Origin of the sequence: Algoriphagus halophilus (assembly GCF_900129785.1) — a bacterium.
GTDB classification, from domain to species: Bacteria; Bacteroidota; Bacteroidia; order Cytophagales; family Cyclobacteriaceae; genus Algoriphagus; species Algoriphagus halophilus.
The window spans coordinates 1,704,033-1,730,395 of sequence record NZ_FSRC01000001.1 but is presented as its reverse complement, the minus strand read 5'-3'; the positions used below and the strand labels follow the sequence as shown (position 1 = coordinate 1,730,395).

The 26,363-nt window shown below is 38.6% G+C and carries 25 protein-coding genes; 12 read left to right on the top strand and 13 right to left on the bottom strand.

The window, feature by feature from the left end; all coding sequences use genetic code 11:
- Window positions 1–2 precede the first annotated feature (2 nt).
- Complete coding sequence (locus tag BUR11_RS07260) at window positions 3–896, bottom strand: TolB-like translocation protein (RefSeq protein WP_074224135.1); 894 nt, start codon at window positions 894–896, stop codon at window positions 3–5.
- 49 nt (window positions 897–945) lie between these two features.
- Between BUR11_RS07260 and BUR11_RS07255 the strand changes: the two genes are divergently transcribed.
- The 3 genes from BUR11_RS07255 to BUR11_RS07245 all read left to right on the top strand — a co-directional run bounded on the left by BUR11_RS07255 (window position 946) and on the right by BUR11_RS07245 (window position 2,812).
- Entirely contained in the window at window positions 946–2,028 is a 1,083-nt protein-coding gene (locus tag BUR11_RS07255) for an oxygenase MpaB family protein (RefSeq protein WP_074224134.1), read from the top strand.
- Window positions 2,029–2,136: 108 nt separating this feature from the next.
- The gene (locus BUR11_RS07250; RefSeq protein WP_074224133.1) at window positions 2,137–2,442 is read left to right on the top strand and encodes a DUF2752 domain-containing protein; all 306 of its coding nucleotides are present in this window, start codon (window positions 2,137–2,139) and stop codon (window positions 2,440–2,442) included.
- Complete coding sequence (locus BUR11_RS07245) at window positions 2,435–2,812, top strand: TM2 domain-containing protein (protein ID WP_074224131.1); 378 nt, start codon at window positions 2,435–2,437, stop codon at window positions 2,810–2,812. The genes BUR11_RS07250 and BUR11_RS07245 overlap by 8 nt, the downstream gene beginning before the upstream one ends.
- An 81-nt stretch (window positions 2,813–2,893) precedes the next feature.
- On the opposite strand, the gene BUR11_RS07240 is transcribed toward BUR11_RS07245, so the two are convergent.
- A complete protein-coding gene (locus tag BUR11_RS07240) occupies window positions 2,894–3,610 on the bottom strand; it encodes a hypothetical protein (protein WP_074224130.1) in 717 nt (238 codons plus the stop codon).
- A gap of 48 nt (window positions 3,611–3,658) precedes the next feature.
- Between BUR11_RS07240 and BUR11_RS07235 the strand changes: the two genes are divergently transcribed.
- On the top strand, window positions 3,659–4,183 hold the full coding sequence (locus tag BUR11_RS07235) for a HEAT repeat domain-containing protein (RefSeq protein WP_074224129.1): 525 nt from the start codon (window positions 3,659–3,661) through the stop codon (window positions 4,181–4,183).
- 37 nt (window positions 4,184–4,220) lie between these two features.
- Window positions 4,221–4,841 (top strand): hypothetical protein, encoded by a 621-nt coding sequence (locus BUR11_RS07230; RefSeq protein ID WP_074224128.1) that lies wholly within the window; start codon window positions 4,221–4,223, stop codon window positions 4,839–4,841.
- On the opposite strand, the gene hrpB is transcribed toward BUR11_RS07230, so the two are convergent.
- The gene (gene hrpB / locus BUR11_RS07225) at window positions 4,838–7,327 is read right to left on the bottom strand and encodes an ATP-dependent helicase HrpB (protein WP_074225163.1); all 2,490 of its coding nucleotides are present in this window, start codon (window positions 7,325–7,327) and stop codon (window positions 4,838–4,840) included. The genes BUR11_RS07230 and hrpB overlap by 4 nt on opposite strands.
- A 281-nt stretch (window positions 7,328–7,608) precedes the next feature.
- Between hrpB and araD1 the strand changes: the two genes are divergently transcribed.
- Window positions 7,609–8,616 carry an AraD1 family protein gene (araD1, locus tag BUR11_RS07220; RefSeq protein ID WP_074224126.1) on the top strand — a complete coding sequence of 336 codons (1,008 nt, stop codon included), beginning with the start codon at window positions 7,609–7,611 and terminating at the stop codon, window positions 8,614–8,616.
- A gap of 79 nt (window positions 8,617–8,695) precedes the next feature.
- Here araD1 and BUR11_RS07215 read toward each other — a convergent pair whose 3' ends face one another.
- The 3 genes from BUR11_RS07215 to BUR11_RS07205 all read right to left on the bottom strand — a co-directional run bounded on the left by BUR11_RS07215 (window position 8,696) and on the right by BUR11_RS07205 (window position 11,905).
- Entirely contained in the window at window positions 8,696–9,202 is a 507-nt protein-coding gene (locus tag BUR11_RS07215; protein ID WP_373398508.1) for a DUF2911 domain-containing protein, read from the bottom strand.
- 237 nt (window positions 9,203–9,439) lie between these two features.
- Window positions 9,440–10,594 (bottom strand): Gfo/Idh/MocA family protein, encoded by a 1,155-nt coding sequence (locus BUR11_RS07210; RefSeq protein WP_074224125.1) that lies wholly within the window; start codon window positions 10,592–10,594, stop codon window positions 9,440–9,442.
- Between the two features lie 180 nt (window positions 10,595–10,774).
- On the bottom strand, window positions 10,775–11,905 hold the full coding sequence (locus BUR11_RS07205; RefSeq protein WP_074224123.1) for an MBL fold metallo-hydrolase: 1,131 nt from the start codon (window positions 11,903–11,905) through the stop codon (window positions 10,775–10,777).
- 210 nt (window positions 11,906–12,115) lie between these two features.
- Here BUR11_RS07205 and BUR11_RS07200 point away from each other — a divergent pair, with 210 nt between their 5' ends.
- A complete protein-coding gene (locus tag BUR11_RS07200) occupies window positions 12,116–12,571 on the top strand; it encodes a (2Fe-2S)-binding protein (protein WP_074224122.1) in 456 nt (151 codons plus the stop codon).
- A gap of 5 nt (window positions 12,572–12,576) precedes the next feature.
- Entirely contained in the window at window positions 12,577–14,742 is a 2,166-nt protein-coding gene (locus tag BUR11_RS07195) for a xanthine dehydrogenase family protein molybdopterin-binding subunit (RefSeq protein ID WP_074224120.1), read from the top strand.
- Between the two features lie 83 nt (window positions 14,743–14,825).
- On the opposite strand, the gene BUR11_RS07190 is transcribed toward BUR11_RS07195, so the two are convergent.
- On the bottom strand, window positions 14,826–15,179 hold the full coding sequence (locus BUR11_RS07190; RefSeq protein WP_074224119.1) for a hypothetical protein: 354 nt from the start codon (window positions 15,177–15,179) through the stop codon (window positions 14,826–14,828).
- 106 nt (window positions 15,180–15,285) lie between these two features.
- Between BUR11_RS07190 and BUR11_RS07185 the strand changes: the two genes are divergently transcribed.
- Window positions 15,286–16,431, top strand: a complete 1,146-nt coding sequence (locus BUR11_RS07185) for a cysteine desulfurase family protein (RefSeq protein WP_074224117.1) — start codon at window positions 15,286–15,288, stop codon at window positions 16,429–16,431.
- A gap of 56 nt (window positions 16,432–16,487) precedes the next feature.
- Here the strand turns inward: BUR11_RS07185 and BUR11_RS07180 are convergent, their stop codons facing one another.
- Together BUR11_RS07180 and BUR11_RS07175 are read right to left on the bottom strand one after the other, a co-directional pair.
- Window positions 16,488–17,069 (bottom strand): nucleotidyltransferase family protein, encoded by a 582-nt coding sequence (locus BUR11_RS07180; RefSeq protein WP_074224116.1) that lies wholly within the window; start codon window positions 17,067–17,069, stop codon window positions 16,488–16,490.
- A gap of 3 nt (window positions 17,070–17,072) precedes the next feature.
- Entirely contained in the window at window positions 17,073–18,191 is a 1,119-nt protein-coding gene (locus tag BUR11_RS07175; RefSeq protein WP_074224114.1) for an XdhC family protein, read from the bottom strand.
- A 287-nt stretch (window positions 18,192–18,478) separates the two neighbouring features.
- Between BUR11_RS07175 and BUR11_RS07170 the strand changes: the two genes are divergently transcribed.
- Genes BUR11_RS07170 through BUR11_RS07160 form a run of 3 tightly spaced genes read left to right on the top strand, consistent with a single transcriptional unit; the run spans window position 18,479 to window position 21,629 of the window.
- Entirely contained in the window at window positions 18,479–20,002 is a 1,524-nt protein-coding gene (locus tag BUR11_RS07170) for a M20/M25/M40 family metallo-hydrolase (protein ID WP_074225161.1), read from the top strand.
- Window positions 20,003–21,148 (top strand): DUF819 family protein, encoded by a 1,146-nt coding sequence (locus tag BUR11_RS07165; RefSeq protein WP_074224113.1) that lies wholly within the window; start codon window positions 20,003–20,005, stop codon window positions 21,146–21,148.
- A 7-nt stretch (window positions 21,149–21,155) separates the two neighbouring features.
- Entirely contained in the window at window positions 21,156–21,629 is a 474-nt protein-coding gene (locus BUR11_RS07160; RefSeq protein ID WP_074224111.1) for a hypothetical protein, read from the top strand.
- A gap of 44 nt (window positions 21,630–21,673) precedes the next feature.
- On the opposite strand, the gene BUR11_RS07155 is transcribed toward BUR11_RS07160, so the two are convergent.
- From BUR11_RS07155 to BUR11_RS07140, 4 genes are all read right to left on the bottom strand, one after another.
- Complete coding sequence (locus tag BUR11_RS07155; RefSeq protein ID WP_074224110.1) at window positions 21,674–22,609, bottom strand: zinc metalloprotease; 936 nt, start codon at window positions 22,607–22,609, stop codon at window positions 21,674–21,676.
- Between the two features lie 117 nt (window positions 22,610–22,726).
- Window positions 22,727–23,821, bottom strand: a complete 1,095-nt coding sequence (locus BUR11_RS07150) for an Ig-like domain-containing protein (RefSeq protein WP_074224109.1) — start codon at window positions 23,819–23,821, stop codon at window positions 22,727–22,729.
- The gene (locus BUR11_RS07145; protein ID WP_074224107.1) at window positions 23,821–24,942 is read right to left on the bottom strand and encodes a hypothetical protein; all 1,122 of its coding nucleotides are present in this window, start codon (window positions 24,940–24,942) and stop codon (window positions 23,821–23,823) included. Before BUR11_RS07145 ends, BUR11_RS07150 begins: the two co-directional genes overlap by 1 nt.
- Before the next feature lie 142 nt (window positions 24,943–25,084).
- A complete protein-coding gene (locus BUR11_RS07140; RefSeq protein ID WP_074224106.1) occupies window positions 25,085–26,119 on the bottom strand; it encodes an MBL fold metallo-hydrolase in 1,035 nt (344 codons plus the stop codon).
- Between the last annotated feature and the right edge of the window lie 244 nt (window positions 26,120–26,363).

Genomic DNA, 26,363 nt, shown 5'->3' with positions numbered 1-26,363 from the left:
TATTATTTTCTTTCCATGGCTACTACTAAAAGATCTAAATCTTCGCTGTAAGCCATTCTTGATATGTTTTGGTGGGTATCAGATTGGATGGTTCCCATCAGTTCCCAGTTATTATCTGTGTATTTTCTTTTATAAATGTCATTCCCTTTTGCCATCAATAAATACTTTTTATCCAGCCAAATGAAATCCTGAGAGCCTTCCAATCCAAAACCATATTCAGCTCTTTCCCCGGTCTCAATATCATAACTTTTTAAAAGGTAGGCTTGTTGATCCGCAACATTACGAAAATCAGCAGTAGATAAATAAGTTATTTCACTGGTTTTTGGACGTTTATTAATTGATCGAGCCACATTTGAATCAATTTCTATCAAATCATTTCTCCCTCTGGCATAAACCAAGGTATTAGGATCTCCCAAAACAAACATCGCTGCTTTATTATCATACCAGTCGTAATAACCTACCGGTTCAATGTCATCATACAAAAGCTCGGCAGGTTCAAAATTAATTGGATATAACCATATCCGTTGTTTTTTATCCGGTTCTGATACTACCGCAGAAATATACATCCCACAATCTGTAATGGTGGGTGAGTTTTCATTCCTATCGGAAGTACGGCTCATATTGGTAAACTTCTTGGAATTGAAGTTGTATACAATGATATCAAAATTATCATTTTCATCTGCCGCCGAAAAAACCATCTGGTATTCGTTGATAAAGCTGGGCTGATTATCATATTCAGGCCTATCAGTCAAAGCATAAGCTGTTTCAGGATGTATTTTGAGGTTACCGGATTTCCCTGATGTTTCAACTACCCAAAGGTCAAATCCCCCTTGAGCTAGAACAATTCCGGAAAAACTGGAAAGACTAACTAGTAATAGGGTATATAGAATTTTCATTTTTTTCTAAAATTGATCAACCAAAGTACAAAATGCATGTTAGAAAGCTGTGAGTAAACTAAAATTGTACCATCCTCAACAGTTCGATGAACTGAGAAAACAAGAAGATCCACTGGCTGACCGAGCTGTGATGGATCTAATCAATTTTCCTGAGTTAAGTTCAGAAATCAACCTATGGGAAGAAATCCCTTCTAAGATCCCTGCTCATTTCCCAGCATCACTTCATTTATTTTTCGAAGATTATAATAATCCTGCTACCAGTCAAGAAAGAAAATCCTTGATTCAGGGGCAAGCGTTTTTTAATAAGCGAGGAGATACCTATTTAGCCATGTTGGGATTTTATTCCTTGCCTTATTGTTATGCTTTTGCCAATGGAGCAGAAGTACTTGTTAGATCTAAGAGAATCCTAGAAGATTCGGGTAAACGCTTAGGAGAAACAGCAAAATTTCTTTTGGATGTATTTAAACCCGGAGCTTTTATTGATTCATATCAGGCTTTTTTGACATGCGCTAAAATTCGCTTAATCCATGCATACAGTAGATTTTTCATTCATCATTATGCCCATGATTGGAAGCCCGAATTTGGTAAACCCATTAATCAAGAGGATCTGATCGGCACCAATCTCGCTTTTAGTTTACTGGTGGTCAGGGGAATGAGAAAAGTGAGAGCTACTGTCACCAAAGAGGAAAGTGAGAATCTTTTAGCCTATTGGAAATATTTGGGGAAATTATTGGGTATCCAGACTGAGTTTTGGCCAGAGACAAGCAAAGAGGCATTTGTTTTAGAGCAATTGATTAGAAAAAGACATTTAAGAAATTCCGCGGCAGGTGAGAAATTGATCCAATCCCTATTGAGCTACTTTGAGCAAAACCAAAAGGAAACCTTCCTTAAGGGAAAATCAGAAGCGCTCGTTTCATTTTTGGTGGGAAAGGAAGCTTCTCAAGCCTTAGGGATTCACTCTGAACCTATTTTTATCCCAGAGGTAGTCGGGTCAATTTTTAAATTATTAGGCTGGAAAAATTATGCCGGTAACCAATCTCATGCTAGATTCATGAAAGAATTCGAATTGAGCTATTCCAATCAATTCGGAGAGGCAGTACAGATTCATTTACCTGAACAAAAGCGTTCATAATCGTACATAAATTTGTACGTTTACCACTCATATATTTTTTGTAACCTTCGAAATTGGGCTATTTAGGCTATGTTTAGGTAATGGCACCTTTTTCGTATCATAATAGGCATGAAGGAAATAACACAACGGCTACAACGATTCCCCCTAGAGCTATTCTTCTGGATAGGGAGTTTGATAGCAATCCTGATGCTTGAACCGGGTGCTGAGCCTCATATGAGTCTTTGCCCTTTGGATCAACTTGGATTTAGTTGGTGTCCAGGATGTGGATTGGGAAGATCTATGAATCTCCTTGCAAGAGGCGATTTTCAAGCTTCATGGTCCATGCATCCTTTGGCGATGCTTGCTTACGTAGTGATTTTCTCTAGAATTTGGCAACTAATTAAAAACCTTAAAACAACACACAATTATGGCTAATGTATTGAGACATCTTCCTGAATTGGAAGGAATGGAACTGGGATATATCCAGGGATTGATGAAAAACATGGACGAAGACCAAGCATCTCTATTTGCACAAGTTTATAGAGCAAGACGAAAAGATGCTCAAATGATCTTAATCCTTACTTTGCTAGGTTTCTTTGGCTTCGCTGGTTTGCATCGATTTATCCTAGGACAAATAGGACTGGGTATTCTCTATATTTTGACCGTAGGTCTTTGCTTTATCGGTACGATCGTTGACTTAGTCAATTATAAAAGTCTGGCTTATGAGTATAACATAAAAGTAGCTCACGAAACCATTAACATGTTATCTACCTCCTTTGATATGGGACCAGATCATAAAGAGTAAAATCACCTTAACCACTAACGGAAAGACCTGAAGAAATTCAGGTCTTTTTATTTATAGGGAACTTTCGGAAAGAATATCTTCCTACCAATCTTCCAGGTCTTGATCCTGTTTTTTCGGCGGGGTTTGACCTTCGATTGTATCAAATTTCCTCCTTCCCAAATCAGAAATCAGTAATTGAAAAGAATTCAATTTCCTATGGATTTCCTGTAGAGTTTCAAAATCAGGATGCTGTACATGAAAAGGGATGCTCATTAAGTTTTCCTGTTTCTTTCCAAATGGAGGAGGAGGGTTCGCTCCAAAAAAATACGGCCATAAGGTCTTACTACAGGAAATCCCCCAATGAGTAATAGGATACTGATCAGAATAATTTAGTAGGCGTTCATTTATGTCTTCAAAAAACTGTTCAGATTCACCTAATCTTATTCTTGAACCTGCTCTAGATTTTCCTTTGGTTTTCAAATATTTAATTTGACTTTTTCCTTGCTTTTGTCGCACCATATATGCCCTGAAAACTTTATGGTTGACCATTTCTCCATTATGAAAGTAACCCATACATGCGATGCCGGCCCGGATCATCACCAATGCCAAATGGTAATCCTCTCTCTTGAGTAACCCCTTTGTCCTACTAAACTCCATCGACCAAGGCAAGGAAACTTTCAGTAACCATTCATTATTCTCGCTAAACTCCAATTGATGTGATTCGGGTAAATAAGTTTGCTGCAAACCCATATCAATGGCTTTATTCTGAAGATTTGAAAAAATGGTGGAATTGATCTCTTGGTAATTTCCTGTAGACATGATTTGGATGACAATTCAATTATCTTTGTGCAAATAAACTGAAAATTTATGCAGGAGGAAACTCAAAAACTTTTTGACAAAATTTGTGATCCCAATGAAAAAGAAGCTTTCTATTTTGCCGAAAAGCTAGGAAAGATCAATACGGAGGAAGTCAAAGACAAACTGATTGAACTCGTCAAAGGAGATAATTGGGAGATTGCTTATTTAGCATGTAAAGCATTGGCGAAAACGAGTTTCAACAACGAGGCTTTGGAAGCTATTTTTACTGCAATTAGAGATAAGAAAAATCAAAAGAACCAAGGTGCATTTGTACAAGTTTTGGAGGAATTTGATTTGAGTGAAAGCTTCGTCGATATTTTTAGGGTGTATCTATTCGGAAACTTTAAAGCTGAGACACTGGCAAAAGAGTATTTAGATAGTGTGGAATTCGAAATTACCCCAAGAACCATTCGCAAGGCCGAAAAGCATTGGAACCATTACTTACACAACCCCGAAGACGAAGGAAGTCTAGCCATTAAAAAAGCTGAAGTCGAACCTATGTTGCTAGAAATGAAGGAATTATTTTCTGAATAATCGGCAACAAAATTACTATTCTCATGTTTAAATAAACATGAAAAACATAGACTTTTTTGGACTTCATATTCAGTTTTTTCTCGATCATGGCTTCGAGATCAATCAGAATTATATGTTGTTTCAAAAAAGATTTCCCATTGGAAGCCAAGTGATTTTTGTTCATCACCATGAAGATTCAAGGGGAACCTGTCTGGAATACAACTTTGGTATCCGAATCCATCAGGTTGAAGAGTTAATCCATGAATTTCTTCCCACTTTGAGCGGTTTTTCTGAGCGGTCCATCACTTTAGTTCAATCACAAGATAAAATCAGTAAGAATGTTCCTCGATCATTTATCATTCATGGCGAGGAAGATTTAACTGATATGCTCCATCGAGGTGAAGAATTTTTACTTTCTGATGGTATTCCTTGGTTAGATAAAATGATCGATCCTTTGAATTTGGAAATTGCTTTCTTCGAGAGAAAGTCAAACTTTTTCAAAACACATAATTTTGTCTACAATGCATTTCGGGCCACTGCTTTAAGCAAACTATTTAATCCCAAGGACTATCCTTATTTACGGCAGTTGTTTTTGGAACATATTGAGGAAAAACAAATGACACCTTTTACCATTGCCTCATTTTTAAAATTTTTGGATTACCTGGACAACTTAGATTAAGTCCTCCTTTTCACCCCTCTTACTGCTTCAGCTGAAATTGGATCCTCTGGCCATTCATGTTTGGGGTATCTTCTCTTTAATTCTTTTTTCACTTCAAAATACCCATGTTGCCAAAAGCTTTTCAAATCCTGGGTTAATTGTACAGGCTTGAAGCCGGGCGATAGCATTTCTATTAATACAGGGATTTTTCCTGCATTGATTTTAGGTGTTTCCAGCAACCCAAATAGTTCCTGAAGTCTCACCGAAAGAATAGGGATTTCTCCCTCTGAGCGGTATTCCAATTTGATTTTGCTGCCAGATGGAACATCTATCGAAGTAGGAGCTAATTCATCCAAAAGTTGCTGTAATTCAAATGAAAGACTATTTTTTAAAATCTGAACCAGGTTCAATTGTTTTAAATCTTCATTCTTTTTGATGTTCTGTAAGTAAAACTCCAGCCATTTCTCGGGAGTTTCGCAAAGCATAGCAACAGACCAATTCGGCCATTCCTGTTCTGGATTCCATATTTTCAGGGACTGAACTCTTAAAATCAATTGTTCTACTGCCTCATTAAAATCCAACAAATATTCTCCCTCTTCCCGGATTGCTTCTAAAATAGCTTCTTTGACATTCCCTTCTGAATAGGTCGCCAAAGGTCTGGTGCCAAGTATAATAGAGCCAATCCTTATTTCAGAATGAGCCTGTAAACCACCTTTCTTCCGATCCCATTTTAATACTTCCTTTGTTTTAAGCATGGGAGCCAAGTCCTTTGGATTAATAGGTGCGGCCATCCAGATTTTCCCCATCCCATCTCTTGCATCCACATGTGCTACTGCCAGCCAAGATTCATGGGCTAAATCATCACGGTGACCAATTTGGGCAATTTTTCCATTGGCCAGTTGGAATTGTGCATTGTTACCTGGTCTAGCGGCTGCAATCCTTTCTGGATATGCATAAGCCAATAATAAACCAGTCATCCAAGGATCCACTGCTTTGTTTTCTGGAGCAACCTTAAACATGAATCTATAAGAAGATGCTAATTTTTCAATCTTTTTTATTCGGGAAACGGTCACTCCACGATCCCTATATTTTCTTAAGGCCTCAATTCTCAAGTTTAGATCCACACCAGCTTCAGGTCCTAAGGGATCTCTTTCATCCAATAAAGCGGCTATATCTGTTCCCAATCCAAGTTCATCATGGTTCTTCGCATTCAATAACATATGGGCGATCCTTGGATGTGTAGGAACACCGTGTATTTCTTTACCATGAGCGGTCAGATTCCCATCTTCCAAAGCCTCAATAGCCTCCAATGTTTTTTCTGCCAATGATAAAGTCCCGGAAGGAGGAGGGGTGAGCCAAGTCATGTTTCGAATATCTTCCTGTCCCCATGCCTTCATATCCAACACCATGGGAGCTAGGTCTGCTTCCAATAATTCCGGTGTTCTAAATTCAGCCATCTGGTTTTCAATGGCATTTGTCCAAAGTCTATAAGAATGCCCTGCTGTTAACCTTCCTGCACGCCCTGAGCGTTGATCAGCAGAGTCCTTGCTGATCCTATGTAACACAAGCCTAGAAAGACCTGTTCTAGGATCAAATTTGGAAGACTTTGCATACCCGGAATCTACTACCACTTTGATGCCTTCTATGGTAAGCGAGGTTTCCGCGATATCTGTCGACAAGACAATTTTCCTCTTTCCGGAAGGGTCCGGAAGAATAGCTCTATTTTGTGCGCTGGGAGAAAGTTGACCATACAAAGGCAAAACCATATCATCGGGTAAGGCATTTCTTAAAATGGATTCCGCTTTTTTTATATCTCCTTGACCAGGTAAAAACACCAAAAAATCTCCTTGGTGCTGATGCGTGAGTGGGATCAGTTTGCGGGCAGTATCCTCTCCAATACTGTATTCATCGATTTCCCCTAAATGGGCTACTTCAACAGGGTATTGTCTTCCACTGCTTTGAATGACTTCGGCATTCAGCAACTCTGAAAGAGTAGGGGTGTCGATGGTTGCAGACATCAATAAAATCCGCAAATCAGGTCTTAATACTTCCTGAATTTCTCTGCAAAGTGCCAAAGCAACTTCAGAATGAAGGTTTCGCTCATGGAATTCATCAAAAATCACCATACCAACATCTTCCAGGCTATTATCGGAGTGCATCATCCGAGTTAAAATTCCTTCGGTGATCACTTCTAGTTGGGTGTTTTTGGATACCACAGATTCAAAACGGATTCTATAGCCAATTACATCCCCAACCTTGGTATTTGTCATAGCTGCCATCCGTTGGGCAATGGATTTAGTAGCCAAACGTCTGGGTTCCAACATCATTATTTTCTTCCCTTTAAGCCAAGGTTCCCCCAATAAGGACAAAGGAAGCAAGGTACTTTTACCCGCCCCTGGAGGAGCCTGAATGATCAGAGAATTAGAATCGGAAAGATGTTGACTTACCTCAGGGATGATGTCTGCTACTGGTAGGTCAAAAGAATGAATATCGAAATTTTGAAGCATGGGATGCAAAAATAAAAGATTAAAAAGTAGGGGATGCATTTTGAGCTCTCAAATCTGGTGAAGAAAACAAAAATCAGGAACTGGTTTCAATTCTTTAAGTTAAATCCAAACCTTCTACAGGATACATACTAGTAGCATCAAAGATGACTAAACACACGAATCCAAATTTCATGTATAAAGATGTTTTTGGAAGGAGTTTAGTTTTTCTGAAATTATTCTTGGAACTTTTGAAAAATAGTCCGGAATCTAGTTTCCTAGATTAACTTAAACCCTTTTTAAAAATGAAAAACAGCATAAGGTTAGTACAATTGACACATCCAAAAAATGGTCGAAGAATCGCAAAAGTTCAAGAACCTGATTTGCTACTTTTAAAAGACTTTGGTTCGGTTTATGAACTTGCTTTAAAAGCTATTGATACCAATCAAAGTTTGATAAATCTGATCCAGAACAGTATTTCCGATGAAAAGCTAGACTATGATTCTATCCATTCAATGAATAATGAATGGAAGTTGCTTCCATCATTTGATCATCCAGAATCTTCTTTTCAATGTCTGGTTTCAGGCACTGGCTTGACCCATCATAACAGTGCGTTAAATCGTCAAATGATGCACAGCGATCAACAACAGCAAGTTACGGATAGTTTAAAAATGTACGAGATGGGTGTGAAAGGAGGAAATCCGGCTCCTGGCGAAATAGGAGTTCAACCGGAATGGTTTTTTAAAGGAAATGGAGCGGTATTGAGAGCACATGGAGACAAACTTCTAATTCCCTATTTCGGGAATGACGGAGGGGAAGAACCGGAAATTGCAGGAGTATATATCATTGATAGAGAAGGAAATCCATTCAGGATTGGGATGACGATCGGAAATGAATTTTCTGACCATGCGATGGAAAAAATAAACTATCTCTATTTAGCTCCCTCTAAAATAAGAACCTGTGCGATTGGGCCGGAATTGGTAATTGATGCGGATTTTGAATCGATTTCAGGGGAGGTTACTGTTTCCAGAGATGGGGATCAGATCTGGAGTTCCAACATCAATTCAGGTCAAAAGAACATGTGCCATAATTTGAAAAACTTGGAGTATCACCATTTCAAGTATGATTCTCACCGAATTCCTTTACAAACACATGTCCACTTTTACGGTGCAGATGCTTTTAGCTTTGGAAATAATATACTACTTAAAGCAGGTGATCAAATGACCGTGGCTTGGGAGGGAATGGGAAGACCCTTGGTTAATTATCTAGAAAAAGAAGATAGAAATACCTACGAACCTGTCCGACAGTTATAAGCTTTCTATTCTTGAATTTTTATCCATAAAAAAACCACGGGTAAATTCCCGTGGTTTCATCTTTTTTTAGGATATAGGCTTAAGAACCTAATTTCGCAGATGCTTTTCCATATTCCCATCTAATTTCAAAGCTGGATGGTTTCACTTCATATACCAATCGCTCTTCCATGGAAGAAGTTTGTTGTGAAGGAACACTTACTCTAAGCACATCTTTGCTTGAATCATAATCAAAGGCTCCCCACTGCTTGGCAACTTCATTGAAAATGAATGTAGATGTGTTTTCACCAGGGATTACAAAGAATCCATACGTTCCAGCAGGTAACTTTTTACCTTCAACCATGATATCCTTGGTAGTGGTAAAGGTGGTTGCTTCATTCGCTCCAGCTCTCCAAACCTCTCCCAAAGGAACCAAATCTCCCCAAATCACTCTACCTTTTACTGCAGGGCTACTATAATTGATGGTGATTTTGGCATCGCCTACAGTTCCTTCTGCTGTCCTAGCAGGACTTGGTTTTTCTTGTGCGGTAGCAGCAAATCCTACAAATGCCATTAGGATCATTGCAAAAAAGCTCTTTTTCAAATTCATTGTCATGTTATTTTATGGTATTTAGACTGGAAAATACAGAATTTATTCAAATTAGATTGTCTTAAAACTGACATTTTAAAGAAAAATAACGGGAGGCTAATGAAACAGGTTTAGCTAAAGCATTTTTTAATTCCATTCAAAAGAAACAGGGAGTTGAAAAGTATTCAACCCCCTGTTTAAAGGTTTGTTGGAGCATATAGATTTAGTATTCTATTGCCCCGTTTATGAAAGCAGGAATTATGAAGGAATCTTAACCCAAGCTTCCTTGGCATTACTTTCTACAATTGCTTCACCTATAATCAATTCTCTCAAACCATCTGCAAAAGTTGGGAAGGTAGGAGATTCAGGCATTTTACCCTCACGAACAGCAGCATAAACCTCTTTAAATAGTTGTTTTGAGGTGTCTGGGAAGCCTTCTTGGTGTCCACCTGGGAAACTTACCAAAGAACGTGCTCCTGCACTTACCAAAGCCGGGTCTTTCATCATCACAGAATTTGGTTCATCGCGCTTACCTATCCAAAGTTCATTTGGTTTTTCTGCATTAAATTCAAAGTTTGCCTTAGAACCGGAGATCTCAATATTCAATCTGTTTTTACGGCCCGCATTGATTTGACTTACAGTTATAGATCCTGTTCTTCCATTATCAAAACGTAATAATACGGTTGCATAATCTTCCGAATTTACTGGATACTCTTTATAATCAGAAGGGTCCAAAGCTTTGCCAGAGAAAGTCTCAATCGCTTTCAAAGGTTTCAATCTGGTTTTATAAACGGTAGAAAAATCAGCCATCACCGCCGTAATTCTCAAACCGGTAACGTATTCTGTCATATCCAATAAATGGGATCCAATATCAGCAACAGCTCTTGATCCGCCGGATTGTTCAGGCTCCAATCTCCAGTTATAGTCTGTGCGATGGAATAACCAATCTTGCAAGTATGAACCCATCACAGAATTCACTTCTCCCAATTCTCCACTTTCACGCATCACTTTCATTTGTCTTACCATAGGGTAATAGCGAAGATTGAAATGTACTGCATTGACCAATCCTTTCTCTTCTGCAATGGCAACCAATTCTTCTGCTTCAGCGATGGTATTCGCTAAAGGTTTTTCACAAACCACATGTTTACCTGCCAATAAACAAGCTTTGGTTTGTGGGAAATGCAGGAAGTTAGGGGTACAAACATGTACCACTTGAATGCTGTCATCCTTCAACATATTTTCAAAAGTATATGCATTTGGAATACCAAGCTCCTTGGCTTTGGCTTCAGCTACCTCTTGGTTTACTTCAACGAGGCCTGAAACATGGATATTAGGAATTCTTCTAAGTGCCTCTAAATGTGCGGGACCGATAAAGCCGGTTCCTACAATAGCAGCATTGATCGTCTGGGACATAGGTTTTTTTAGGTTGAATTAAATAGATATTTAAAATGTCAAATTAGGAAAAATGCTTCAAAAACTAGCCATTTATAAAATGTCATTTTCTTAAAAAAGCATGTCGATTTAGCCCATTTCACAAGTTAATTTTCAAAAACTCCGCTCTATTCTCTGAAAATCAGCACTATCTATCCTTTTTTAAGGTTTAATCCACCATTCTTCTCTTGTTTCAAGATTTTGATCCATATTAATATATGACCCGATTTTTGGAACATATACAGGTAATTTAAGCTCCTCTGCTGCCTTTAGTACCGGATCAGTCCAAGAATGCATGGCAAGAGAAAAAGCCCCCCAATGGATGGGCATGATAACTTTGGCTTGAATATCCAAACCTGCTTGTGCGGTTTCTTCTGGTATCATATGAATCTCCTTCCATCGCTCATTGTATTGACCACATTCCATCATGGCAAAATCAAAAGGACCAAAGCGGTCTCCGATATCTTTGAAATGAGGGCCATATCCACCGTCTCCACTAAAATAGATTCGGTCGGACTCTCCATGGATCACCCAAGACCCCCATAACGTAGAAAATCGATTAGTTAGTCCTCTTCCCGAAAAATGTCTGGAAGGAGTAAATGCCAACTTCAAACCATCTACCTCCAATTCATCCCACCAGTCCATCTCATGAATTTTCTCAGGATGAATCCCCCATGCTTTTAGGTGGGATCCCAGTCCCAAAGGGACATAATATGCGTGAGTCTTACCCATCAGTTTTTGAACAGAACCATAATCCAGATGATCGTAATGATCATGTGAGAACAAAATCATATCAATGGATGGTAATTGTTCAATTTCTATAGGAAGCTCTTTGCTGAATCGTTTCTTTCCCAACAGAGGGTGGGGAGCAGGTACTTCCCCAAGCATGGGATCTAACAGGATATTTTTACCATCTATTTGTAAGAGAAATGCGGAATGTCCAAACCAAATCAACCTCGTAGTTTGGTTTGGCAAAGTGAGGTCTACGGAATCAATTTTCACTATGGGAATATCAAAATCAGGAACTCTGGATGGATCATTTTTAAAGAATTCCGGAAGCATTTTTATTGCTTCTCCAAAATCCATATCCATGTTGGTTTCGATCAAGTTTTGAAACTCTCCATTGGAATAATGCCCCAATTTTTCAAATTCAGCTTTCTGCTCAGAACTGGGATTGCCTCCAAACTGGGGACTTAGACTTACGAAAAGGAATCCTATGATTAGGAGTAGAAGGCAAATTGAGATAATCACAATCAGTAATCTTTGAATTGCCTTTATGGAAGATTTAAGCATGTAATTTTTAGGGTATTTTCAAAAATATCGCACAAGGATAAACTCAAATCCTTATAAAAAGATCTCCAATTCCTGAAAAATACTTTAAAAATCTTCAACCTAGTATGAACTCATACTGACTATACAGATTATTGTCGTCCATACATTTCCATAGACGGCTTTATTTACGAATTGAATTTCATTAACTTAAGGTTCAAAAGACATAAATCCATGGCAACATTAAATCTTAAAATTAACGGTAGTACCCATACCGTTGATGTCGAAGAGGACACCCCTTTATTGTGGGTTCTTCGGGATCATCTTGGCTTAGTGGGTACCAAATATTCTTGTGGAATTGCCCAATGCGGGGCCTGTACTGTTCATTTAAACGGAGAGGCTATATTTTCATGTAGCATGCCTGTATCAAGTGTAGGTTCAGATGAAATAACCACCATTGAAGGCCTATCCAAAGATGGAGATCATCCAGTCCAAAAAGCATGGGATGAAATTGATGTGGCCCAATGTGGGTATTGCCAAGCAGGGCAAATCATGAACGCAGCGGCATTTTTAGATAAAAATCCTGCTCCAAGTATGGAGGAGATAGAAAATGCAATGAATAGAAATATTTGTAGATGCGGAACCTATCATAAAATCAGAGAAGCTGTTGCAAAAGCTGCTAAAATCTAAAAATCATGGCTACACTAACAAAAACAACTAGACGGGATTTTCTAAAGATAGCAGGTACGACAGCTGGTGGCTTATTTATAGGCTTTAACTGGCTAGGTTGCGATTCACCAAAAATGGAAGTCCTAACCGATGAACAGGTTCTTTCTCAAGCCAAAGGCTTTAATGCCTACCTATCAATTGCACCAAGTGGAGATATCGTGATTTACTCACCTAACCCAGAGTTAGGACAAAATATCAAAACATCTTTTCCCATGGTAGTGGCTGAAGAACTGGATGCAGACTGGAAAAATGTTCGGGTCATGCAAGCAAATCTGGATCAGGAAAAGTATGATCGGCAGTTAACTGGTGGATCTGGTGCGATGCCACATTCCTGGGAAAGATTGAGAAAAGCAGGTGCTACTGCAAGATATTTACTAGTAGCTGCTGCAGCTAAAGAATGGGGCGTTCCGGCTTCTGAAATAACAACTGAGGCTAGCAAGATCTACCATAAAGGAAGTGGCAAAGAAGCTAGCTATGGAGATATGGCTATTGCTGCCTCTGTTTTAGAAGCACCAGAAGAGGTAACCCTAAAAGATCCAAAAGACTTCAAAATCATTGGTACACCGGTTAAAAATGTAGACAATCAAGCCATTTTTACTGGAAAACCATTATATGGATTAGATTTCTACAGGGAAGGAATGAAGCATGCGATGATTCAAAGACCTCCTTTTGGAATGAAAATCAAATCAGTAGAAGATGCTGCAGCCAAAAACGTTAAAGGCATTTCTGATGTCATGGTCATGGAAAATAATGTAGTCCTAATTGGGGATTCTACCTGGCCATTGATGAAAGCTAAAAAGCTTTTGAAAATAGATTATGAGGCAGATGGGCTTGTAGAAAGTTCCAGTGATCACGATCGTCTTTTCCGTGAGATGCTTGATTCTAACAAAGCGGAAGAAAGAAGGAGGGATGGTAACGTAGCAATGGCCTTTAAAAATGCCGCAAAGGTGGTTACAGCTGAATACCAATGTCCATTCCTATCACATTCTCCAATGGAACCCATGAACTTCTTTGCGCATGTGAAGGAGAATTCTGCGGAACTAATCGGACCTACGCAAACACCAGATAGAGCTGCTTCTGCTGCTGCAGAAATACTTGGCATCCCTAAAGAGAATATTTCTGTGGAAATCACACGTTTGGGAGGGGGATTTGGTAGAAGACTACGAGCAGACTATGTAGAAGAAGCAGTCAAAGTTTCTAAAGCCATCAATGCCCCGGTTAAAGTGACTTGGAGCAGAGAAGATGATATTACAGGTGGAGCTTATAGGCCTGCCGTAAGGTATCGATTTGAGGCTGCCTTGGATGCCGATGGAAATATGATTGGTTATAAATTAAAAGGAGCAGGAATCAATGCTGGGAACAGCACACGTCAGAATAATTTTCCTTCAGGGGCAGTAGACAATGTGTTGATTGAAAGTATTGATCATAATTCGCCAATTACTACCAATCCTTGGAGAGCTCCAATTACCAACTTCTTGGCTTATGCGGAACAATCTTTTCTTGATGAGGTGGCTTTAGAAGCCAACAGGGATCCTGTGGAATTCAGGCTTTCTCTTTTAGAAAAGGCCAAAGCAAATCCGGTTGGAGGAGAATTGGGGTACGATGCGGATCGAATGATAGGAGTGATTAAAACTGCCGCTGAGAAATCAAATTGGGGGAAAAACCCAAATGTCAGTCAAGGTTTTTCAGTTTACTTCTCCCATAGAACCTATGTTGCGCAGGTAGCGGATATTGAAATGGAAAATGGATCTCCGGTGCTCAAGAAAATCACCGCAGCAACGGATTGTGGGATGGTAATTAACCCTACCGGAGCCAACCATCAAGTAAGAGGTGGAATTGTGGACGGAATGGGACATGCAATGTATGGTAATTTGACCTTTGAAAACGGTCTTCCTACTCAAAAGAACTTTGATAAGTATCGATTGATCAGAATGAAAGAAGTTCCACAAATAGATGTGCATTACGTGGACAGTGGATATGATCCGACTGGTTTAGGGGAACCTGCATTACCACCTACGGGAGGAGCGGTTGCCAATGCCATTTACAAAGCGACAAAAAGAAGATTAAGAAGGCAACCATTTATAGAGCAAGAGGAATTCTCTGATCTTAATCTGGAAATCAAACGTGCCTAACGTGCTTCAATTGAATATTGGTTTATTAACAAAAAAGGTGTCAAAATTACTTGACACCTTTTTTTGTATGATTCTTTATGAGCTTAAATATCATCCATTCCCCTTTCGGGCCAATAGGGTCCTTTGAGTATTAATTTCATGGTTAATGGATCTATTAAAAAATCCACTTTCAATTCTTCCCTCTTTTGTTCATGTATGGCCAAACAGTCATTAAAATGCACCAAATCAAATTCCAGAATCAATTGTCCTGAATTTTCGGTGAAAAATTCTGGCTCCTCTTTCAAAAGAACCTGCTCAACCACAGCTCCTTCACGTTTGAAGTAATAGGAAAGAAAAATTCCTAGCTCCTTTTGATTTTCCACCAATGCAGAGGGGATAGAAGAAGATAGAGCTTCTCCATCTTTCTCTTTAAGCTGCAAACTCCATGTTTCTTGCATTTCAAAATTATTTGAAAACTATAAGCAATAAAGCGAATAGTTAACGAATTTAGTTCCTCATCAATTAAACCTTTTAAAGCTCAGTCGAAACTTCTATTTTGAATCTATGAATTACCCAATCTATTTGGATTACAATGCCACTACACCTTGTGCTCCGGAGGTTTTAGAAGAGATGTTGCCCTGGTTTTCTCAGCACTTTGGAAATGCCGCCAGCAAATACCATCCTTATGGATGGGTGGCAGAAGAAGCTGTGGAAAAAGCCAGAGAACAAATAGCTAATTTGATAGGAGCAAGGTCCAAAGAAATCATATTTACTTCTGGAGCTACCGAGGCAATCAACTTGGCTATCAAAGGGATTTTTGAGGTATATGCGGGCGAAAAACAACATTATATCACTTGCCAGACGGAGCATAAAGCCATATTGGACTGTTTTGAGGAACTGGAGGGCAAAGGAGCAAGTATTACTTATCTACCTGTTCAAAGAGATGGAAGCATTGATTTGGATACACTACAATCATCCATTCGACCAGAAACTAAAATGATTGCCCTCATGTGGGCTAATAATGAAACTGGGTTCATTCATCCTATTTCAGAGATCGCTCAAATCGCAGAGGAAAAAGGCATCATCTTTTTTACCGATGCAGTCCAAGCTGCAGGGAAAATTCAAGTTTCTGTAAAAGGCATTCACTTAATGGCCATCTCTGCTCATAAATTTGAAGGACCCAAGGGAGTAGGAGCATTATTTATAAGGCATAATCACAATCTTCCTAAACCAATAGGCCAGATTTCTGGCGGGGGGCATGAAAAAGGATTTAGAAGTGGAACATTGAATGTTCCTGGTATTGTAGGGATGGGTAAAGCAGCAGAAGTAAAGCAAGGAATGTTGGAATCTGAATTTTCCAGACTTTCACTCCTTCGTAACCAATTGGAAGAAGGATTATTACAAATCCCCAAAACTCATTTGAACGGAAGTCAAGAACATAGATTGCCCCATGTGACGAACATTTCTTTTGAAGGAGTAGAGGGGGAGGATTTACTTCGGAAGGTGTGCATGAAAGTAGCTGTCAGTTCTGGCTCGGCTTGTACCAGTATTTCACCAAAACCTTCACATGTGTTGAAAGCAATGGGCTTAGATGACTATCTGGGTAGGGCTTCTTTACGATTTAGTTTGGGTAGACAAACCACCGAACAAGATATTTTGGATTCAATAGCCTGGGTTAGGAAATCAATCAAGGACTTAAGAGGGCAATAGATTTATACCATTTACGAACTAGGTACAAACCTACTAGAGATTAAATCAATACAGCCCTACAAATTCAAATCCCTTAAATCCGCTTCCGTGTCAACATCTGTCTTTCCTTTTGGAAAGGGCACAATTTCTACATCATCCTCATGCGCTGCTGCTATTTTTTTGGCTCCTTCATCACCCGTTAAAGACATCAATTCTTCAAAATATGCTTTACCAAAAAGAATTGGAACACCAAAGGTTTTGGAATAGCCACTGGCAATAATTCCTTTCCCTGTTTTTGCTTGCGTGGCGATCAGTTTATTAATAAGCTTCGCATCCACAAAGGGTTGATCGCAAAGCATAATAATTACTTGATCCACGGGATTGATCTTTTGAAGATATTCCAACCCTTTAATCAGTGTGCTGGACATTCCCTCTTTCCAATTTGGATTTGGAATATTAGGAATACTGGCTCCAGGAAAAGTCTTTTTAATTTCATCCTTAAAAGCTCCAAGCACCAAAACCTTTTTATCAGCCTTTGATCCATTCGCGGCATCTATTGCATATTGAAGAAGGGTTTTATCCTTGTACCGGGCTATTTGTTTGGGATAACCTAATCGTGAAGATTCTCCTGCTGCCAATATGATAATCCCTGTTTTCATTTTTTATAAAAGTTCCTGATGAATAGGTCCTTCTTTTTCTTTTAGAAAAGACCCTGTTTTTCCTGCCAAAACCGCTTTGATTTCAGCCAATACAGCTAAGGCAATTTCTTCTGATCCTTCCGCTCCTATGTCCAATCCCATGGGAGAATAAAGATGATCTTTCCTTACCGAAACTCCATTGATTTCTAACCTATGGATCATTTTCTCGGATTTTTTCTTCGGCCCTAAAATACCGATATAAGGAATGTCGAAATCCACTAACTGTTGCAATACTACGCATTCATATTCAAAATTATGCGTCATTAACAAGGCAACAGTTTGGGAGTCTATACTTAATTTCTCAACTGCTTCATTAGCAGGGGCCACCACAATTTCTTTGGCTTTTGGAAACCGGCCTTGAGTAGCTTGATTGGCTCTTCCATCAATCAAAATCACTTCAAACCCTAAAATATCTGCTAACTGTACCAATGGAATGGTATCATTCCCAGCACCAAAAAGCAATAAACGTGTGGCCGGTTTAATTTTTTCAAAAAAGACCTGAATTGAATCATGTTCAGGATAACTTTTTATCAAGCTACTTAACTGCGCTTTATCATTTGCTTGGCTACTAATCTGATATAATAAATTGGGTTCTAATTGGTCTAGCTTTCCTATTTGCTGCCCATTTTTAAAAAGAAGGATTGTCCCAACCTGTTCAGACCTGGAATTTTTAATGGAGAATAAGGTAATTAAAGTACCCACATTCCTATCTGAAAGTGCCGTTTTCAACAAGTTGACAGAGTTGGAAGCATCCTGATAATCAATCGGTTCGATCAACACATGAATAATACCATTACAACCTAGGCCTACTCCAAATTTTTGATCATCCTCATCTGTGGTATCATAGGTGACCAACATGGATTTTTGTTGGAAGATTACGGATTGTGCTTTTCTGAGTGCATCACCTTCTAAACATCCACCACTGATCGCTCCAGTTAATTCACCATCTTCAGAAACCAACATTCTTGCTCCAGGTCTACGGTAGGCAGATCCATCCACATGGACTACCGTAGCCAAAGCGATCTTCTTATCCAATGTCTGGTAATGGTCATACGCCTGAATTATGGCCTGAAGTTCTTTCATAAATAAATTAGCTAATCATAGGGTAATTGTTTCAAGATAACTTACCTGGACCTCTATTTCAAAATTTAACTGAGGATTGGATAAAAAGATTTGAAAACAGTAAGATTTTATTTGAAATATGGCCCTTCAAGTAGCGTCCTATTAGTCTTGAATGGAGAATTGCCTTCTCTTAGAATTCATTTTTAAGGTTTCATACTGAATAAACCTTAAAAAGTATGGGTCAAACAGATGCTTTTAGTACAGCCATTTTTCTAAAAATGCTATCTTTCTTTTTCTTACCTAAGGCTATGAAATTAAAGCAATTCATTCTCCCGTTATTCCTAATTCTTCTCACGTTTCAAAATGTCTTTGCTCAGTTGACCAGCAATGAAATCAAAGAGGAATCATTGAAAGAGTTAAGAACTTCCTTAAAGACTTTTCGAGAATACCTTTCCATTCCCAATAATGGAAAAGTGGATGAAGACATTCAAGCAAACCTAGAATGGTGTAAGGATGCGTTGGAAAGCAGAGGGTTCAAAACCAAGGAGCTAATGTCAGGATTCGTTCCACACCTGTTTGCGAAAGGCACAATTGACCCAAAGAAGAAAACTATTTTGGTCTATATGCAAATAGACGGACAACCTGTGGATTCATCTTCTTGGAATCAGGAGAGTCCATATATACCTGCTCTTAAAATGAAAGAAGGAGAGGAGTGGGAAGAGATCAACTGGAACTTTCTTGAGGGTCCTATTGACCCAGAATGGAAAATCTTTGCGCGATCTGCATCCGACTCAAAGGGCCCTTCTATGGCATTTTTTACGGCTTTGGATATTCTTAAAAAAACCGGAAACCAACCCTCAGTCAACCTAAAATTTATTCTAGATTTTCAAGAAGAAATGAGTTCTCCGGAATTAGCTGATGTAGTTGCCCAAAACAAAGAACTCTTTGAGGCAGATGGAATATTAATCATGGATGGCACTCGACATATTTCCAACTTACCGAATTTGACTTTTGGAGCCAGGGGAATCGCCACTGCTACAATTCGTGTCTTTGGGGCTTCTAAAGACCTTCATTCAGGACAATATGGAAATTTTGCTCCTAACCCTGTGTTCTCTTTAAGTAAGTTATTGGCAGCCATGAAGGATGAAGAAGGAAGAGTGTTGATCCCTGACTTTTATGCAGGAATTCAGTTTTCTGAAGAAGAGATCAATAGCATGAATAAGGTTCCTGAGGACCTGGAAGAAATTGAAAGTGAACTAGGATTTGCAGAAGCAGAAAAAGTAGGGAATTCCCTTCAGGAAGCACTACAATTCCCTTCCTTGAATGTGAGGGGACTACGAGCAGGATGGGTAGGGAATGAGGTAAGAACCTTGATCCCATCAGAAGCAGTAGCAGAAATTGATATGCGATTAGTCAAGGAAACTCCTGGACAACGGCAAATTGATTTACTAAAGCAATTTGTGATCGATCAGGGGTTTCATTTAGTAGAAGATGAACCTACTATTGAGGAAAGAAACAGCTATCCTAAACTAGCTTCCTTTGAGTATAGATTAGGTTCTGATCCATTCAGAGCGGAAATGGATTCCCCTTTTGCCAATTGGCTGAAGTCAGGTATGAATTACGTATTTGGTGACCAGTACATCAATACCAGAACTACCGGAGGTTCTCAGCCCATGGCTCCCTTTATAAATATTTTAGGCGTGCCAGCTGTATCTGTTCGGATTCCAAACCCAGACAATAGCATTCATGCTCCCAATGAGAATATCAGAATTGGAAATTACTTGGAAGGCATTCAAACGTGTCTAGGTATCCTTACCCAACCATTTCAATAAATGGGTAATCTAGATCTAATCGCATTTGGTATTGTTCTACTCACCGTAGTATTTGTTCTTAGAATTAGTAAGGTACACAATCGGATCATCGAAAAAATTCTTGACTGGTTCCCGGCAATTCTTTTCGCTTATGTGATTCCAGCAGGCTTTACCCATCTTTTCGGTTGGGATCTCTCTGAGGTTTACTTACATAGTTTAAGTCGCAACTGGATAATTCCCATCACATTATTAGCCGTAATGAGTGCGCTCCCTTTTCGCCAATTGGCAATCGTGGGGATACGTCCACTGGTTCTATTTTTTATGGGTTCATTATTTATTGCGACACTCCCCATTATCCTCGTTTTACTTTTTTCGGGGGTTGATCCAAATTCCTCAGAGCTGTTTATAGGACAGGGCTTTTGGAAAGGTCTGGTTCCTATTGTCGGGGGATGGATTGGGGGAAGTACCAGCCAATTGATTTTAAAAGAACTAGCACAAACCCCTGAATCCCTATTTCTTTCTGTGTTGGTTCTCGATAATATTTTGGTCAATATCTGGACCATTCTGATGTTTCAATTCATCAAAAAAGGAGAGGTATTCAATATCTTATTTGGTATCAATGACCCAATTCCCGATCAGTCTGAGCTTAATCTGAAAAACAGTGGCAGGAAAATATTTCCATTTTCTACGGTTCTAATCTTCTTTGGGGTTTCCTCTATCATTTTTTTCCTAAACATTTCCTTCTTGGGAATGGTCATTATTTTATCGATAATCGGATTGGCTTTAGGAAACCTAATCAAAATTTGGAACACCCGGTTTTCTCTTCAATTAGGAGGAATCTGTATTGTCCTAGTGATGGCTATCTTGGGCTTAAGACTAGACTTCAGCAATTTAAGCTTACCCTTAGTATTTATTCTAGTGGTGGTGATTTGGTTAATCCTCCACTTTGTAGGTATGTTGGTTTGTGCTAAAATCCTGAAGTTAAATTTGGTTTGGGTTCCCATAGCCTCCATGGCAAACCTAGGAGGAATTTCCACCGCTCCAGCAGTCACTGCAGCATATCGAAAGGATTTGATGCCACATGCAATTTTGCTTGCGATCCTAAGTATGGTCACTGGAACTGGATGGGGGATGTTGACGATATACCTATTTGAGCTTTTAAATTAAATTTTCAATGCAAATACCAAGTCTGGCAGAAATAAAGAGAGAGTTAAGCTATTTGGATGAAAAAGAGCTTAGAGAATTTATCATTGAATTAAGCAAGTTCAGTAGAGATAACAAGGCCTACCTATTCTTCAAACTATATGGAAGGGACCAACCGGGACTTTATGTGCAAATGGTTCAAGAAGATTTAGAGTTGGAATTTCAAAATGCCCGGGGAGAACACTCTTATTATGCAAAGAAATCAGCTCAGAAGATTCGAAGAAAAATGAATAAGCTTTTAAAGCTTAGCAAAGACAAAGCGGATCAGTTAGAGGTGCTTTTATTTTTCTGCGAACGAATGAAGGAATATGGCTTCTTAAGACATTCCAATACTGTCATCGAGAATTTGTACCGGTCTCAACTTTCTAAAGCTGAAAAAATCCTTTCAGGTTTACATGAAGATTTGCAGTTTGACTACCAAGGTAGGATAGAGGAATTGGCATAAAAAAGCCCCTGAAAAATCAGAGGCTTCAATGAATTTGTACTTCCTTAATTACTCGGCCATGTTGCCCAAATTCCACAGTGTCCAGCATTATCAGTTCTGTAAATATCTTGCTGTATACCTGAATAAGAAGCATTCATAACTGCTCTTGGAGAAAATTGGAATTCACCATTTTTCTTGATAAATCCTGTTCCGAAATGTGCTTGGTCAAATCCATGGCCCATTTCATGAAGTGCTACAGTTTCTAAATCAATCTGTCCGCCATTCGCTGCCCAAGGGAAATTGTCATTGTAATAGATCTCCTTTAAAGCTGAATCAATTTTACCGTCACCATTCAAATCTGGTTCACCGCCATAAGAAAAGGTGAAGGTTACTGCCAAAATGAAATTAGAGCCTCCTGGAGCCAAGAAGTCAAAAAATTCAGCAGGCATAAATCCTAAGTTAGAAACATCGGCTACTACATCCGGAATACTTGGGTATCCAAATATATTTGCAACAATACCGTAGGGGTCAGCCTCTGTAGGCGTACGGTACAACCCCATTTCAGAGCAAGAAACTTCTTCCCAAGTCTGGGCTGCATTTTCTAAAGCACCAGTGGCATCACTTGTACTAATGGTAGAGGAAGGTCTGACCTCATCGATATAATAAGACATATCAGAAGTACCGAAAATTTTTCGATCCGGATTAAAATGAAAGTCCAACTGTTTACTTCCTTTATTGTCAAAAATGACAGTTCTTCCCATTTGTTCACTTCCAGGTGCGGTAATGAATTCCGCCTTCATCAATTTTACTTCCCGCTCCTCCCCAGCAATTCTGGCATTTTCTGACTTAAGGTTTACCTTAATTGTTGGTACTTTTAAATCGCTGTAAATAATTTCATCTGCCAATTTTTGCTGTCCCAGATCATTGGTCTCATCTAAATTCTGGCAACTAAAAAGAATAAGTCCAGAACATAATCCAATTAAAATTTTACTGTTTTTCATAAAATATAGTTTAGTTGAAAATATTATTCATAAAATAATCATATTGAAAATATAGTTAGTCAAACTTTTAAAGAAATATTAAATAGGAAAGTTTAACCATAATCAAACAGTTATGTTTTAGTTAATTTGAAAATTGATAGTTTTCAAAGGTGTATTATCTGCTGGAATACCTTTAGAATCTGCCAGATCTCTTTCAAACAATCTATTCAAATTATTACCAGCCAAATCTTCTAATCTACTTTCTATTAGGATCCGATATTCTCCAGGCTTCCAACTGATATTGGGAACAAATCGAATTGATTTTTCATGAATCCCTAGTTCAAATTCACCTTCTATTGATGAATCATTCTCTCCTTTAATGCTAAAAACTTCATTCAATAAGGAATAATCCAGCGGCTCATTGAATGCAATGGTCAAAGATTCAAACGTGTTTGATGTTGGTGATTCAATTATCCAAGTGCTTGGATTGGGAGAAATGCTATCTCTGTGGGTAACCCAAAATCGCTTGGAATAATCTTGATCCAACGCATTTTCATTTTTTGCCTCCCAATTGGAAGAAACCAATAATTCATAAGATTGGGATTGCTCCAAGGGTGCACCCATTTCCAGATTAGGAATTAAGTCTCTTTTAATCCTTCCCGGGTCTAACCAAATGGTTAAAATGGTTTGATCCTCATTCCATAATTCTGGTTGGAGGTTTAAAAATACGGAGGGTACGGTATCCTGATTTGCATCCACAAGGGCCATATGTTCTTGTGAAATGCCTTCTTTCATGGATAGAGAGAATTTTAAATAAATCTTTAATAAATTCTCAGGTAAAGTATCCTGGCTTGGATAAATGGATAGAAGTTTAGGAATTTGTTCTTCTTCTTCCTCAAAAGGAATAAAGACTGTTTGCAAGACTCGATCTTGAGATACCACCTCATAACTCAAGCCTCTAGTAAATGGAATCAATGGGGTAAAAACCATTCCATTTGGGTTTTGCTCAGTCTTCCCCAAAATAGATAAGCGCTCACCGTTTTGGACAAGTCGAACTTCCAAACCCTTACTCAACTCAGAACCTGAAATTTGAAATGCGATGGCTTTGTTATTTTCCCAACGTATCATCACATCTGTTTCCTTCTCCCGAGTGCAGGATGAACATAGAAGTGTTCCAAAAAAAATCAGGTTATACAAAAAATATAACCTGACCTTGAGTAAGCGACGATTCATTATCTAAGCAAGTAATCTGCTTTATCTGTTGACCATAAATCTAAAGATCCATTGGACTTTCTTTGAAGCAAAATAAGGGTTCCATCATCCATCTTATCCAACTGTTGAACGTTTGTTAATGGCATGGACACAAAATCAACCCCATCCGTCGCAAAATTATCTGGAACAGGTTCAGTTAAAGAACCTTCAAAATTCTCAATATCTTCATAATTTACCCGGAACACTGGCCGGTTTGAATTAGCCATTACCAAGTAGGATTTACCATTCTTATTGACACTTAAAATATCCAATGGTTGATTGCCACTTCCCATTTCAGCAATCGTTCTTCCCTTAATATGTTTCCCGGCTTTTAATTCATCCATGGGAAATAATACCAAAGGAGTACAGGTATAACTTGCTACCAAGTAATCCTTTCCATTAATCTCTGCTGTCGTAAAAGTTTTAATAGGAGAGGTAGTTTCATACCTTCCATGTGCAGCATGAAAAATCTCTAAGGAAGCATGATCTTGAATATCTGAGAATGGAAATGGTATACTTCTGAAAGTAGAACTAAACTCCTGATTGGACAATCCACTGACTAATAACTTCCCTTCTGCATATCCCAAATCGGAAATCGAGGAAATCCGTAAAGATCGACCTCTTCCATCTTTGGCATCTTCAGCTGGAGAATTATTGAGTTCGACGGAAGCGTATTCAATATTTTCCAATGATACTGGAGCAAATTCATCTCCTTCAAGCGTCATCAATAGAGGGGTTCCATCTGCTGATTGGATAGCCATATATACCTTTTTGGAGGTGGGGTTGACGGCTATATCCAAAATTGATAGGTGATCTACAGTAGTCCCCAATTTACTTGCAAGCTTCTTATCGATACTTTGGATATTTACCGAAGTAATTTCATTGGTAAATTCATTATCCTTGGTATTAATAGCAAAGACAGCCGCACTTTTAGAGTCTCCGATAAAAAGAACTCCCTCTGGTCCAAAAGCTAAAGAGGTTATGGATTTAATTTCAGGAGTTCCTTTCGCCATTCCATAAGGCAATTCAATAGGCTTAAAGGTAAATGCCATGATTACTGCCATCAGGAATCCAAATAGGAATAAAATGTATGTGTTTTTCATGGTAATAAATTTATAGTAACCTGTATCTCTTTAAGTTAGCAATTATTTCCTTTTAAAGCGATCCACTTATAAAAAAGGGAACAAGAACACTCCTCTTAATTTTTGAATTAATCCCATAAATTCAATTACCTAAATCAAGTGATTATCTCCACCAAAATTGGTTTTGTCGTTCTTGATTCAAATCCACCAATTCCCCTAATTCAGGGGTATGGAAAGGAATGCTTTTTCGTTGGGCAGATGCAACAAATTTTTCAACGGGATCCGTCCAATGATGCTGAGCTAATGAGAAACCTGCCCAATGAACCGGCATTACTTTCCTCGCCTTTGCATCCATTGCAGCTTGAACACTTTCTTCAGGAAACATATGGATTAAGCTCCAATTCTCATTGTATTGCCCACACTCCATCCATGCAAAGTCAAAGGGACCAAGTCTTTCACCTACTTCCTCAAAGTGATTTCCATATCCACTATCACCACTAAACCAAAGTCGCTCCTGCTCTGTTTGAAAAGCCCAACCACCCCACATGGATTTAGCTCGATCTGTTAACCCTCTTCCCGAAAAATGTCTGGTAGGGGTATAGGTAATTTGAATATCCTGAAACGCTTCCGATCTCCACCAATCAAATTCAATAATCTTATCCTCCTCAATCCCCCATTTTTTTAAATGTCTTCCAACTCCCATTCCTGTAAAATATTGCTTCACTTTTGGCTGAAGCTTCCTAATACTATCCAGATCAAGATGGTCATAATGATCATGTGTCATTAATAGCAAATCAATCTCTGGAAAATCATCTATAAGTTCTAATGTATGGGTGCTAAATCGTTTGGTAGAAAATGGCGCAATAGGAGAGGCATTGGTTCCCAGCATGGGGTCAATCAATATGGTTTTATTGTTCATCCTAAGGAGAATCGCCGAATGCCCATACCAAATGAACTTTGATTTTTCGGAAGGGGCTAAAAAATTATCTGATTGGAAAGGTACAATGGGTAGGGGCTTTTTGGGTTCCCTGCCTTCTTTTTCACAAAATTGTTTGTAAAGAAACTTTGGAAGAGCCTGAAAACTGAAATCCATACTGGTAGGTTCTAAATTCACGAATTTCTCTCCATCCCAATTGCTGATCTTTTTATATTCTTCAATCTCTTTTTTACTGATTTTACCTCCGAATTGCTTTCTCATTTGGCCAATTTACTTGTAGTACCATTTTATTGTTTGATACTCATTCAAACTTGCTTACAGGAGATTGGGTTTTAAAGATTATAAAATTTGACTGTCAAATATCTCAGCCATTTTTTATCAACAGTTCCAAAAAAGTATCGCTTATTTACTTTCCCTGAAAAATAAAACAGAGGTTGTCACTTAATAAACTAGGTGTTCAGATGAAAGGAACTGCACTATATTGATCAAAAAAAAATGCCACATT

Excerpts from the sequence above, each read along its gene's own strand:
- BUR11_RS07230 (WP_074224128.1), top strand. The coding sequence starts at position 4,221 with ATGAAAAACATAGACTTTTTTGGACTTCATATTCAGTTTTTTCTCGAT.
- BUR11_RS07140 (WP_074224106.1), bottom strand. The coding sequence starts at position 26,119 with ATGAGAAAGCAATTCGGAGGTAAAATCAGTAAAAAAGAGATTGAAGAA.
- BUR11_RS07170 (WP_074225161.1), top strand. The coding sequence starts at position 18,479 with ATGAAATTAAAGCAATTCATTCTCCCGTTATTCCTAATTCTTCTCACG.
- BUR11_RS07235 (WP_074224129.1), top strand. The coding sequence starts at position 3,659 with ATGCAGGAGGAAACTCAAAAACTTTTTGACAAAATTTGTGATCCCAAT.
- BUR11_RS07150 (WP_074224109.1), bottom strand. The coding sequence starts at position 23,821 with ATGAATCGTCGCTTACTCAAGGTCAGGTTATATTTTTTGTATAACCTG.
- BUR11_RS07215 (WP_373398508.1), bottom strand. The coding sequence starts at position 9,202 with ATGAATTTGAAAAAGAGCTTTTTTGCAATGATCCTAATGGCATTTGTA.
- BUR11_RS07205 (WP_074224123.1), bottom strand. The coding sequence starts at position 11,905 with ATGCTTAAATCTTCCATAAAGGCAATTCAAAGATTACTGATTGTGATT.
- BUR11_RS07260 (WP_074224135.1), bottom strand. The coding sequence starts at position 896 with ATGAAAATTCTATATACCCTATTACTAGTTAGTCTTTCCAGTTTTTCC.
- BUR11_RS07165 (WP_074224113.1), top strand. The coding sequence starts at position 20,003 with ATGGGTAATCTAGATCTAATCGCATTTGGTATTGTTCTACTCACCGTA.
- BUR11_RS07210 (WP_074224125.1), bottom strand. The coding sequence starts at position 10,594 with ATGTCCCAGACGATCAATGCTGCTATTGTAGGAACCGGCTTTATCGGT.
- BUR11_RS07240 (WP_074224130.1), bottom strand. The coding sequence starts at position 3,610 with ATGTCTACAGGAAATTACCAAGAGATCAATTCCACCATTTTTTCAAAT.
- BUR11_RS07160 (WP_074224111.1), top strand. The coding sequence starts at position 21,156 with ATGCAAATACCAAGTCTGGCAGAAATAAAGAGAGAGTTAAGCTATTTG.
- BUR11_RS07195 (WP_074224120.1), top strand. The coding sequence starts at position 12,577 with ATGGCTACACTAACAAAAACAACTAGACGGGATTTTCTAAAGATAGCA.
- BUR11_RS07175 (WP_074224114.1), bottom strand. The coding sequence starts at position 18,191 with ATGAAAGAACTTCAGGCCATAATTCAGGCGTATGACCATTACCAGACA.
- BUR11_RS07145 (WP_074224107.1), bottom strand. The coding sequence starts at position 24,942 with ATGAAAAACACATACATTTTATTCCTATTTGGATTCCTGATGGCAGTA.
- BUR11_RS07155 (WP_074224110.1), bottom strand. The coding sequence starts at position 22,609 with ATGAAAAACAGTAAAATTTTAATTGGATTATGTTCTGGACTTATTCTT.
- araD1 (WP_074224126.1), top strand. The coding sequence starts at position 7,609 with ATGAAAAACAGCATAAGGTTAGTACAATTGACACATCCAAAAAATGGT.
- BUR11_RS07200 (WP_074224122.1), top strand. The coding sequence starts at position 12,116 with ATGGCAACATTAAATCTTAAAATTAACGGTAGTACCCATACCGTTGAT.
- BUR11_RS07250 (WP_074224133.1), top strand. The coding sequence starts at position 2,137 with ATGAAGGAAATAACACAACGGCTACAACGATTCCCCCTAGAGCTATTC.
- BUR11_RS07245 (WP_074224131.1), top strand. The coding sequence starts at position 2,435 with ATGGCTAATGTATTGAGACATCTTCCTGAATTGGAAGGAATGGAACTG.
- BUR11_RS07185 (WP_074224117.1), top strand. The coding sequence starts at position 15,286 with ATGAATTACCCAATCTATTTGGATTACAATGCCACTACACCTTGTGCT.
- BUR11_RS07180 (WP_074224116.1), bottom strand. The coding sequence starts at position 17,069 with ATGAAAACAGGGATTATCATATTGGCAGCAGGAGAATCTTCACGATTA.
- hrpB (WP_074225163.1), bottom strand. The coding sequence starts at position 7,327 with ATGCTTCAAAATTTCGATATTCATTCTTTTGACCTACCAGTAGCAGAC.
- BUR11_RS07190 (WP_074224119.1), bottom strand. The coding sequence starts at position 15,179 with ATGCAAGAAACATGGAGTTTGCAGCTTAAAGAGAAAGATGGAGAAGCT.